This is a genomic window from Streptomyces sp. NPDC006655, assembly GCF_040703965.1.
Classification (GTDB): Bacteria; Actinomycetota; Actinomycetes; order Streptomycetales; family Streptomycetaceae; genus Streptomyces.
Window position 1 is genome coordinate 177,017 of record NZ_JBEYJU010000007.1, and the last position, 10,012, is coordinate 187,028.

Consider the following 10,012-nt stretch of genomic DNA (forward strand, 5'->3'; position numbering starts at 1 on the left):
AACGAGGTTCGCGGGCGCGCTCCGGGGCCATATCCCCGTCACTCGGAGCAGGAGGGGGACGATCATGACCTCGGAACGGCTGGGCACGGGCATCGGCTGGCGGCCGGAGATCGCGGACGCCGTGGCGCGGATGCCGGGCATCGACTGGGTCGAGGTCGTGGCCGAGAACACCTGCCCGGGTCACCTCCCCGAGTCGCTGCTGCGGCTGCGCGAGCGGGGGGTGACCGTCGTCCCGCACGGCGTCTCGCTGGGCCTCGGCGGCGCCGACCGCCCCGACGAGGGGCGGCTCAGGGCGCTCGCCGAGCGGGCCGAGGCGCTGGCCTCCCCGCTGGTCACCGAGCACATCGCGTTCGTCCGCGCGGGCGGCCCGCGCACCGCGTCCCCGTCCCTCGAGGCGGGCCATCTCCTCCCGGTCCCGCGCACCCGGGACGCCCTGGACGTGCTCTGCGAGAACGTCCGCATCGCACAGGACGCGCTGCCCGTGCCGCTCGCCGTCGAGAACATCGCCGCGCTCATCGCGTGGCCGGGCGAGGAGATGACCGAGGGGCAGTTCCTGTACGAGCTCGCCGACCGGACCGGGGTACGGCTGCTGATCGACGTGGCCAACCTGCACACCAACCACGTCAACCGCGGGGAGGACCCGGCCAAGGCCCTCTCCGAACTCCCCGTCGAGGCGATCGCCTACGTCCATGTCGCGGGCGGCTTCGAACGGGACGGCGTCTGGCACGACAGCCACGCCCACCCGGTGCCCCCGGCGGTCCTGGACATCCTGACCGACCTCGCGTCCCGGGTAGCGCCGCCGGGGGTCCTGCTGGAACGCGACGACAACTTCCCGGAACCGGCCGAACTGGAGGGTGAGCTGTCGGCGATCCGGGCGGCCGTGACGGCGGGCGGGGCGGCCGCCGCCGCCGACGTACGCACCGGCGAGGTGAGGCCGGTGACCGCCGTCCCCGACGCCACCCGGCAGCGGGTCGGCCTCGCCCAGACCGCGGTGCTGTCCTCACTGGTCGCGGGGACGCCGGTGCCGGAGGGGTTCGACCGGGTGCGGATGGGGGTGCAGGCGCGGGCGCTGGCCGGGAAGCGCGCGGACGTGGTGGCGAAGGTGGCACCGGAGCTGCCGGAGATCCTCGGCGAGGGGTACCGGGCGGCGTTCCTGGCGTACGCGCAGCAGCGGCCGATGACAGGGGGGTACCGGCGGGACGCCCTGGACTTCGCGGGACAGCTGCTGCGGGAGGGCGGGCCGGTGGACCGGGCGTCCCGGCGGCGGTTGCGGGCGTGGTGGCAGCACCGGGCGGGCCCGGCGCCCCGCCGGAGGGTGCTGCTGCGCGGGGCGTGAGCCGTGCGGGTGGGCCGGGGCCGGGCGCGGGAACTGCACTCACCGGTGGTTGCCGGTGGCGTCGAAGACACGGCTGTGCAGCGCGCCCTGAAGGGACGCTGGGGGCACCCCGGCCCAAGGCTGGGGGAGGAACTGCGCGACCAGCCCCCGAGGCCCGCCCGAACACCGTCCGGGCGCCCCCCGGAAACCCCTGGGTAATATGCCTAGCCCGCACAGCGGAGCCACCCCCGTGCGGTGCAGGAGGCAACATGCGAGCGCGTCCCCGGCCCCCCGTCCAGGGGCGAGGCATCTTCAGCGGCACCGGGCTGATCGTCACCGGTCTCGCGGCGACCATCGCCGCGCTGGTCTTCCCCGTCTGGTCGTACGCCGACCGTGCGGATCCGACCGGTGCGGTGAGCGTGCTCAGCGCGAAGACCGTGGCGACCCGGTACGGTCCGCTGTCCGAGCTGGACCGGGACTTCATCGTCAAGGTGCGGCTGGCGGGACTCTGGGAGCTGCCCGCCGGGGAGATGGCGGAGCAGAAGGGCACCACGGCGGCCGTACGCACGGCCGGGCAGCACCTGGTGGCGGGGCACGCCGCCCTCGACGCCCGGGTCCGCGGTGTCGCCGCCCAGCTCGGCGTACCGCTTCCGAACCAGCCGAACGACCAGCAGCAACAGTGGCTCGCCACCCTCACCGGCGCGCAGGGCCAGGACTTCGACCGGCAGTTCGCGAACCTGGTGCGGCTGGCCCACGGCCGGGTGTTCTCCGTCGTCGCCGAGGTCCGCGCCGGCACCCAGAACACCCTGGTCCGCGCGCTCGCCGACGACGCCAACACCACCGTCCTGGACCACATCAAGGTCCTGGAGGCGACCGGTTACGTGGACTTCGCCGCGCTGGCGCAACAGCTGGCGGTCACCCCCTCCCCCGCCGCCTCCCCGCAGGTCTTCGCGCCGAGCGACGCGATCCCGGTCGTACCGTCCCCGGCGCTGTCCCCGGCACCGGCGCCGTCGCCGTCCTCGCCGTACACCCTGCCCCCGGCCACCACCAGTCCGCCGCCGGCCTCCGACAGCCCCTGACCTGCGCGGCAAACGGAACGTCACAGACCCACAACACTCGGTCCGGAATGTGAACAGGGCATGGCGATTCCGAGGACCCTGGCATAGAAACATGTCATGTTCTGGGTCCTCCTCCTGCTCCTGGCCTGGGCCGTCGCCGGCACCGCCTGCACCCGGCTGTGCCTGGCCGCCGTACGGTCGGCGGCCGCCGACGCGGACGCGGGCCGGGGACACGACCTGACGCTGTACGAGGCCGCGTTCCTGTCCGGCGGACCCTCGCGGGTCGCCGACCTGACGCTGGTCTCGATGGCCCGGGAGCAGCGGCTGCTGCTCGCGCACACCGGCTGGGCCACCGTCGTGGACCCGCGCGGACGGGACGAGATGGAGCGGTCGGTGATAGGGGCCATCGGACCCGAGGGGCAGTCCCGGATAGCGCCGGTGCGCTCGGCAGCGGCCGACGCGGACGCCGTGCGCAGCCTCGGCGAGGGGCTGGTGCGGGCGGGGCTCGCGGTGCCCGACGCGGCGGCGCGGACGACGGTCGCGTCCGGGGTCCGGCAGGTCCGGGCCGCCGCACTGGCCGTCCTCGGCCTCGGCATGGCCGCCCTCGCCCTGCCCGCCCCCACCGGGATGCCGCGCCACCTGGTGGCCGTCTGGTTCGCACTGCCCCTCACCCTGACCCTGAGCTGCCTGGCCATCGCCCGGGTCGAGGTGCACCCGTACGCGCGCTGGGCCTCGCCGGCCGGGCAGCGGCTGCTCGGCGTGCTGCACCGGCGGGCGAACCGCATCGCCGACGACCGGTCGCTGCTGACCTCGGTCGCCGTCCGGGGCGTCCGCGCGATCGGCGAACCGGAGCTGCGTGCGGCCTTCGCACACCGGGACCAGCCGCCCCGGGAGTGAGCGGGGGCGCATAGGGGGCATTGGCGCCGACACCGCCCGATGGTGCTTGCCTTCCCCGCCAACCGGTCGAAATATCCCTTTTATTGCTGTCGTGCAGTCGCCGCGGTGCCATGCCGCCACGCCACCGGCAGCCGTGCACCGAAGGGATACGCCATGAGAGCCCCCGTCCTGTACTCGGCAGCCGGGTCACTGATCCTGACCACCCTGGCCGCCGCCCCGGCCGGGAGCGCCGATCGCGTCCCGGGCGCGGCGGCGGCCGAACTGCGGGGCACCGCGGTGGCCGCCGCCCGCGCACGCACGGAAGGCATCGACTTCGGCCGGTGCGCGGCCGACCTGGAGTTCCCCGCCGCCTTCCAGTGCGGCACGCTGAGCGTCCCGCTGGACTACGCGCACCCGGACGGCAAGCGGATCAAGCTGACCGTCAGCCGGGTCCGGGCCACCCACAAGGACCCGCACAACAGCAAGCGCAAGGTGCCGAGGCAGGGCGCCCTGGTCTACGACCCGGGCGGCCCCGGCGCCTCCGGCATGGGCTTCCCGATGGTCGGCGTGCTGCCCGAGTGGAAGCGCATCGCCGCCGCCTACGACCTGGTCGGCTACGCCCCGCGGGGTGTGGACCGTTCGGCACCGCTGTCCTGTGTGGACCCCGAGCACTTCTTCAAGGCTCCGTCGCAGTCGCCGACGCACCCCTCCGAGGCGTACAAGAAGGCCCGGATCAAGGAGGCGCAGGCGTACGCGAAGGGCTGCCTGAAGCGGTCCGGGAACAAGCTGCGCCACTACACCTCCCTCAACAACGCCCGTGACCTGGACGTGCTGCGCGCCGCGCTCGGCGAGAACCGGCTGACCTTCATGGGCGCCTCGTACGGCACCTACTTCGGCGCCCTGTACGCGACCCTGTTCCCCTCGCACGTACGGCGGATGGTGCTGGACTCGGCGGTGGACCCGGACCCGGCGCAGATCTGGTACCGGAACAACCTTCAGCAGTCGGCCGCCTTCGAGAGCCGCTGGGCGGACTACCGGGAGTGGATCGCCCGCCACGACGACGCGTACGGGCTCGGCGACACGCCCGCGAAGGTGCAGGCGAGCTACGACCGGGCGAGCAGGCGGCTGGCGGCCAGGGCCGCCGGCGGGAAGGTGGGTCCGGCGCAGTTGCAGGGCGCGTTCCTGTCGGCCGGTTACTACGACGACTACTGGCCGAGCCGCGCCCAGGCGCTGTCGAAGTACCTGAAGGGGGACGCGAAGCCGTTGATCCGGCTGGCCGCGCCACCGCCGGGCTCGGCCGCCGCGGCGGAGAACGGGAACGCGGTCTACACGGCCGTCGAGTGCAACGACGCGCCGTGGCCGGCGAAGTGGAAGACCTGGAACCGGGACAACACCAGGCTTGCGCGGGTGGCGCCGTTCGAGACCTGGGACAACGCCTTCATGAATCTGCCGTGCGCCTACTGGCCGGTGCCCCGGCAGCGGCCCCTCGACGTCCGCACGGGCCCCGGAGAGCTGCCGCCGACGCTGATCCTCCAGGCCGAGCGGGACGCGGCCACGCCGTACGCGGGTGCGCTGGAGATGAACCGGCGGCTCGCCGACTCGGTGCTCGTGACCGAGCGGGACGCGGGCACGCACGGCATCGGCGGCGGACCCAACAAGTGCGTCAACGGCTATCTGGAGGCCTACCTGCTGGAGGGGCGGCTCCCCCAGCGGCGCGCGTCCTGCGCCGGGCACCCGGAGCCGAGGCCGGCGGTGCCGGCCGGCCAGGCCGGGGGGAAGACCCTGCGGGACTCCCTGAAGGGCAAGGCCGGCCGGCACTGAGCCGCGAGCGGCCTCAGGCCAGGCCCGCGACCAGGTCCGCGATGTCCTTGCGGCGGCCCGTGTAGAACGGCACCTCCTCGCGGACGTGCCGGCGGGCCTCGGAGCCGCGCAGGTGACGCATGAGGTCGACGATGCGGTACAGCTCGTCGGCCTCGAAGGCCAGCATCCACTCGTAGTCGCCGAGGGAGAACGAGGCGACCGTGTTGGCGCGCACGTCCGGGTAGCCGCGGGCCATCTTGCCGTGGTCGGCGAGCATCCGGCGGCGGTCCTCGTCGGGCAGCAGGTACCAGTCGTAGGAGCGCACGAACGGGTACACGCTGACGTAGTTGCGGGGCGTCTCGTCGGCGAGGAAGGCCGGGATGTGCGAGCGGTTGAACTCGGCGGGGCGGTGCAGCGCCATGTTCGACCAGACCGGCTCCAGGGCGCGGCCGAGCCGGGTGCGGCGGAAGAGGTTGTACGCCTCCTGGAGCTGGTCGCTGGTCTCGGCGTGCCACCAGATCATCAGGTCGGCGTCGGCGCGCAGGCCGGACACGTCGTAGGTGCCGCGGACGGTCACGTCCTTGGCGGCGAGCTGGTCGAACAGCTCCTGGACCTCCTCGGCGAAGCCGGCCCGGTCCTCCGGCAGCACGTCCTTCAGCTTGAAGACGGACCACAGGGTGTAGCGGATGACCTCGTTGAGGTCCTTGGCCAGCTTGCCCTTGTTCGGGATCCTGCCGGACTCGGTGGTGGGGGCGTCGTCACTCATGGTCCCTATTCTCCCGCTCCGCCGTGCAGACTCTGCACCGGGGCGGCCGTCAGCTCCTCGACCCCGCGCAGGTCGCCCGCCAGCTGGTCGACGGCCGCGTAGGCGCTCGCGACGCAGGCGGGGATGCCGACCCCGTCGTACTGCGCGCCGCACACCGCGAGCCCCGGCAGCCGGGCGACGTGCTCGCGGATCCGGGCCACGCGCGCGTGGTGGCCGACGGGGTACTGGGGCAGTCCGCCGGTCCACCGGGTGACGCGGGTCGTGAGCGGGGTGGCGGCCAGGCCGGTGGCCTCGCCCAGGTCGTGCCGGGAGACGGCGACCAGGTCGGCGTCGTCGCGGTCGAGGACGGCCGTCTCGCCGTACCGGCCGACCGAGGTGCGCAGGACGACGACGTCCGGGTCCTCGTCGGCGATCCAGCCCCACTTGTGGGAGGCGAAGGTGGACGCCTTGATGGTGCGGCCGTCGACGGGCGGGACGAGGAACCCGCTGCCGGCGGGCAGTTCGGCGTCGGCGCGGCGGTAGGCGAGGGTGATCAGGGCCATGGAGGCGTACTCGACGGCGGCCAGCTCGGCCGCGGCGGCGGGCGCCTCGGCGCGCAGCAGGGCGGCGGCGGCAGGGGCGGGAACGGCGACGACGACCGCGTCGGCGTACAGCACCCGGTCCCCGGCGACGACCCGCCAGACGCCGTGCGCGCCCGCCCGGCCGGTCGGCCACGGTCCGCCGACGGTGTCCGGACCCGCCGGGCGGTCGGTGGCCACCGCGCCGGCGCGCGCGGGGCCCGCCGCGCCGACCGCGGCGCCGCCGGGGGCCAGGACCCCCGTCTCACCCGTCCCCTCGGGTGCCACCCGCCGCAGCTCCGTCACCGGTGTCCCGGTGAGGATCTCCCCGCCCCGGGCCCGGACCGAGTCGGCGACCGTGAGCGGGAGGGTGCCCACGCCGCCCTCGATGCCCATGAACACCGGGCCCGTCTGCTGGTTCGCGGCCGCCTTCGCCTGGATCTCGCGGACGGCCTCGGTCAGCGAGTCGTGGGTCTTCGCGGCCTGGTAGAGCTGCGGGACCGCCGAGCGCAGCGAGATGCGGTAGGCGTCGCCCGCGTAGACCCCGCCGAGCAGCGGCTCGACCAGCCGGTCGACCACCTCCCGGCCCAGCCGCGCCGCCACGTACTCCCCCACCGCCACGTCGTCGCCGACCTCGGTGGGGGGCAGGTCGGCGTCGCGCTCGATACGGGCGAGGCCCTCCTCGGAGAGCACCCCGGACAGCGCGGCGGCGGTGCCGGGGACGCCCATGACGTGGCCCTTGGGCATGGGGCGCAGGGCGCCCCTGGTCCAGATCGAGGCGGTGGCCGTGGCCGGGGGCTGGAGCCGCTCGGCGAGGCCCACCTCGCGGGCGAGGGCGACCGCCTCGGGCCGGCGGGCCAGCATCGACTCGGCGCCCAGGTCGACGCGCACTCCGGCGATCTCGCCGGGCAGCAGCTTGCCGCCGACTCTCCCGGACGCCTCCAGCACGGTCACCCGCGCGCCGCGCGCCAGCAGCCGGTGGGCGGCGGCCAGCCCCGCGATGCCGGCTCCGATGACGACGACATGCCCCGTGCCCGTACCCGTTGCGCTCATGGCCCCACTCTCTCAGACCCCGCCGACAGCCCCGCCCCGGCCCGGTGACCCGCCCGCGCCCCGATCGTGACCGCAACGGAACCGTCCCCGCCCAACGTTCCGCCCCGCCCCGGCGTCGCAGGAGCGTCAGTCGTCACGACCCCCAGGGGGAACCATGCGCCGTCCCGTACGACCCGCCCTCGCCGGCGTCCTGCTCGCCGCCGCCCTCGTCCTCACCGGCTGCGGTGCGGGCGGCGGCGGCTCCGCCGACGGCGCCAAGGCCGACTCGGGCAGCGTGGCCCGGGAGGCGGCGGGTTCCGCCGGTGCCGAGGACAGCGGCGGCAAGGGATCCGCCCGGACCACGCCCGACCTCACCGCGAACGACATCATCCGCACCGCCTCCCTGACCGTGCAGGTCATGGACGTGCCCAAGGCCCTCGACTCGGCCCGCACCACCGCCGAGAGCGCCGGCGGCTACGTCGGCGAGGAGACCACGAGCCGGGACTCCGCGGGGCACGAGCGCACCCGGGTGGTCCTGCGGGTGCCCAGCGAGCGCTACGACGAGGTGCTCGGCGACCTCCAGGGCGCCGGCAAGCTGCTCGACCGCACCGCGAAGGCGCAGGACGTCACCGGCCAGGTGGTGGACGTGGACAGCCGGATAAAGTCGCAGCGGGCCAGCGTCGCACGGGTCCGCGAACTGATGGACCGCGCGGACAAGATCGGTGACGTGGTCACCCTGGAAGGGGAGTTGAGCAGCCGCGAGGCCGATCTGGAGGCGCTGCTCGCCCGGCAGGCGTCCCTGAAGGACCGCACGAGCCTGGCCACGATCACGCTGTCGCTCACCCAGACGCCGGTCCACCGGGCCGCCGGGGACGACTCGCCCGGCTTCGTGGACGCCCTGTCCGGGGGCTGGCACGTCTTCGTGACCATGCTGCGCTGGATCGCCCTGGCGCTGGGCGCGGCCCTGCCGTTCGCGGCCCTGGCGGCCCTCGTGGCGCTGCTGTGGTGGAAGGTGGCGCGCCGCCGCAGTACCACCGCCCGGCCCGGCAGCGACACCTGAGCGAACCCGGGGTGGCCCCGCCCCGTAGCGTGTGCGCATGAGCATGGACAGTGGGCGGGAACGACTGGTCGTGATCGGCGGTGACGCCGCCGGCATGTCCGCGGCGTCCCAGGCGCGTCGGCTGCGGGGACCTGACGAGTTGGAGATCGTGGCCTTCGAACGCGGTCACTTCAGCTCCTACTCGGCGTGCGGCATCCCGTACTGGGTCGGCGGTGACGTGGCGGAACGGGACCAGCTGATCGCCCGGTCCCCCGCCGAGCACCGCGCGCGCGACATCGACCTGCGGATGCGTACCGAGGTCACGGAGATCGACGTGGCCGGGAAGCGGGTACGCGCGCGTGCCGTCGATTCCGGCGCCGAGTCCTGGACGTCGTACGACAAGCTCGTCATCGGGACCGGGGCGCGCCCGATCCGCCCGGACATGCCCGGTGCGGATGCTCCGGGCGTGCACGGCGTGCAGACCCTGGACGACGGCCAGGCCCTGCTGGACACCCTGGGACGCACACGCGGCCGGCGCGCGGTGGTCGTGGGCGCCGGTTACATCGGGGTGGAGATGGCCGAGGCGCTGATCAACCGCGGGTACGAGGTCACGGTCGTCAACCGGGGCAGCGAGCCCATGTCCACGCTCGACCCGGACATGGGCCGCCTGGTGCACAAGGCCATGGAAGGCCTGGGCATCACCATGGTCGACGACACGGAGGTCACCGAGCTGCTCACCGGCGAGGACGGCAGGGTGCGCGCGGTGGCCACGGAGGACGCCGAGTATCCGGCGGACGTGGTGATCCTCGGCATCGGCGTCCGCCCCGAGACCCGCCTCGCCGAGGCGGCGGGCCTGCCGCTGGGCCGTCACGGCGGACTGCTGACCGACCTCGCGATGCGGGTGCGCGGCCACGAGGACATCTGGGCGGGCGGGGACTGCGTGGAGGTGCTCAACCTGGTCTCGGGCCAGGAGCAGTACGTCCCGCTGGGCACCCACGCCAACAAGCACGGGCAGGTCATCGGCACCAACGTGGGCGGGGGGTACGCCACGTTCCCGGGGGTCGTCGGCACGGCGGTGAGCAAGGTCTGCGACCTGGAGATCGCCCGCACCGGCCTCCGCGAGAAGGACGCCCTGCGGGTGGGCCTCCGGTTCGAGACGGTCACCATCGAGTCCACGAGCCGCGCCGGCTACTACCCCGGCGCGAGCCCGATGACCGTCAAGATGCTCGCGGAAAGCCGCACGGGCCGCCTGCTGGGCGTCCAGATCGTCGGAAGGGAGGGCGCGGGCAAGCGGGTCGACATCGCCGCGGTCGCCCTGACCGCCAACATGACGGTGGAACAGATGACGGCCCTGGACCTGGGCTACGCCCCGCCGTTCTCACCGGTGTGGGACCCGGTCCTGGTGGCGGCGAGGAAAGCCACAGCAAAGGTGCGAGCTTTCTAGCGGGCGCCACGGATACCGACCCAGGGGCGCTGGGGGTACCCCCGGCCGGAGGCTGGGGGAGGAACTGCGCGACCAGCCCCCACGCACCCGCACTCCGCAGCGGGCCCTAAGCCGTCCCGCTGATC

At 74.3% G+C, this 10,012-nt stretch carries 8 protein-coding genes; 6 read left to right on the forward strand and 2 right to left on the reverse strand.

The features are described 5' to 3' along the window. Nucleotides 1-64: 64 nt before the first annotated feature. The 4 genes from AB0958_RS06520 (at nucleotide 65) to AB0958_RS06535 (ending at nucleotide 5,070) form a co-directional block, all read left to right on the forward strand. Nucleotides 65-1,336: a DUF692 domain-containing protein gene (locus AB0958_RS06520; protein ID WP_366889174.1), complete on the forward strand. Its 1,272-nt coding sequence runs from the start codon at nucleotides 65-67 to the stop codon at nucleotides 1,334-1,336. A 248-nt stretch (nucleotides 1,337-1,584) separates the two neighbouring features. Continuing rightward, nucleotides 1,585-2,394, forward strand: a complete 810-nt coding sequence (locus AB0958_RS06525; protein ID WP_366889175.1) for a DUF4142 domain-containing protein — start codon at nucleotides 1,585-1,587, stop codon at nucleotides 2,392-2,394. Between the two features lie 96 nt (nucleotides 2,395-2,490). Next, nucleotides 2,491-3,270: a TIGR04222 domain-containing membrane protein gene (locus AB0958_RS06530; protein ID WP_366889176.1), complete on the forward strand. Its 780-nt coding sequence runs from the start codon at nucleotides 2,491-2,493 to the stop codon at nucleotides 3,268-3,270. A gap of 153 nt (nucleotides 3,271-3,423) precedes the next feature. Beyond that, nucleotides 3,424-5,070, forward strand: a complete 1,647-nt coding sequence (locus tag AB0958_RS06535) for an alpha/beta hydrolase (protein WP_366889177.1) — start codon at nucleotides 3,424-3,426, stop codon at nucleotides 5,068-5,070. Nucleotides 5,071-5,083: 13 nt separating this feature from the next. Here the strand turns inward: AB0958_RS06535 and hemQ are convergent, their stop codons facing one another. Both hemQ and hemG read right to left on the reverse strand, forming a co-directional pair. Next, nucleotides 5,084-5,815: a hydrogen peroxide-dependent heme synthase gene (hemQ, locus tag AB0958_RS06540; RefSeq protein WP_366889179.1), complete on the reverse strand. Its 732-nt coding sequence runs from the start codon at nucleotides 5,813-5,815 to the stop codon at nucleotides 5,084-5,086. Nucleotides 5,816-5,820: 5 nt separating this feature from the next. Continuing rightward, nucleotides 5,821-7,425, reverse strand: coding sequence for a protoporphyrinogen oxidase (gene hemG, locus AB0958_RS06545; protein WP_366889180.1), 1,605 nt, complete (start codon nucleotides 7,423-7,425; stop codon nucleotides 5,821-5,823). Between the two features lie 154 nt (nucleotides 7,426-7,579). Here hemG and AB0958_RS06550 point away from each other — a divergent pair, with 154 nt between their 5' ends. Both AB0958_RS06550 and AB0958_RS06555 read left to right on the forward strand, forming a co-directional pair. Beyond that, nucleotides 7,580-8,464: a DUF4349 domain-containing protein gene (locus AB0958_RS06550; RefSeq protein WP_366889181.1), complete on the forward strand. Its 885-nt coding sequence runs from the start codon at nucleotides 7,580-7,582 to the stop codon at nucleotides 8,462-8,464. Between the two features lie 37 nt (nucleotides 8,465-8,501). Continuing rightward, nucleotides 8,502-9,887: an FAD-dependent oxidoreductase gene (locus AB0958_RS06555; protein WP_366889182.1), complete on the forward strand. Its 1,386-nt coding sequence runs from the start codon at nucleotides 8,502-8,504 to the stop codon at nucleotides 9,885-9,887. The last annotated feature ends 125 nt before the right edge of the window (nucleotides 9,888-10,012 follow it).

What these genes read in the sequence shown, in the direction of transcription:
- hemQ (WP_366889179.1), bottom strand. Translation starts at nt 5,815, where the DNA reads ATGAGTGACGACGCCCCCACCACCGAGTCCGGCAGGATCCCGAACAAG.
- AB0958_RS06530 (WP_366889176.1), top strand. Translation starts at nt 2,491, where the DNA reads ATGTTCTGGGTCCTCCTCCTGCTCCTGGCCTGGGCCGTCGCCGGCACC.
- AB0958_RS06550 (WP_366889181.1), top strand. Translation starts at nt 7,580, where the DNA reads ATGCGCCGTCCCGTACGACCCGCCCTCGCCGGCGTCCTGCTCGCCGCC.
- AB0958_RS06525 (WP_366889175.1), top strand. Translation starts at nt 1,585, where the DNA reads ATGCGAGCGCGTCCCCGGCCCCCCGTCCAGGGGCGAGGCATCTTCAGC.
- AB0958_RS06520 (WP_366889174.1), top strand. Translation starts at nt 65, where the DNA reads ATGACCTCGGAACGGCTGGGCACGGGCATCGGCTGGCGGCCGGAGATC.
- hemG (WP_366889180.1), bottom strand. Translation starts at nt 7,425, where the DNA reads ATGAGCGCAACGGGTACGGGCACGGGGCATGTCGTCGTCATCGGAGCC.
- AB0958_RS06555 (WP_366889182.1), top strand. Translation starts at nt 8,502, where the DNA reads ATGAGCATGGACAGTGGGCGGGAACGACTGGTCGTGATCGGCGGTGAC.
- AB0958_RS06535 (WP_366889177.1), top strand. Translation starts at nt 3,424, where the DNA reads ATGAGAGCCCCCGTCCTGTACTCGGCAGCCGGGTCACTGATCCTGACC.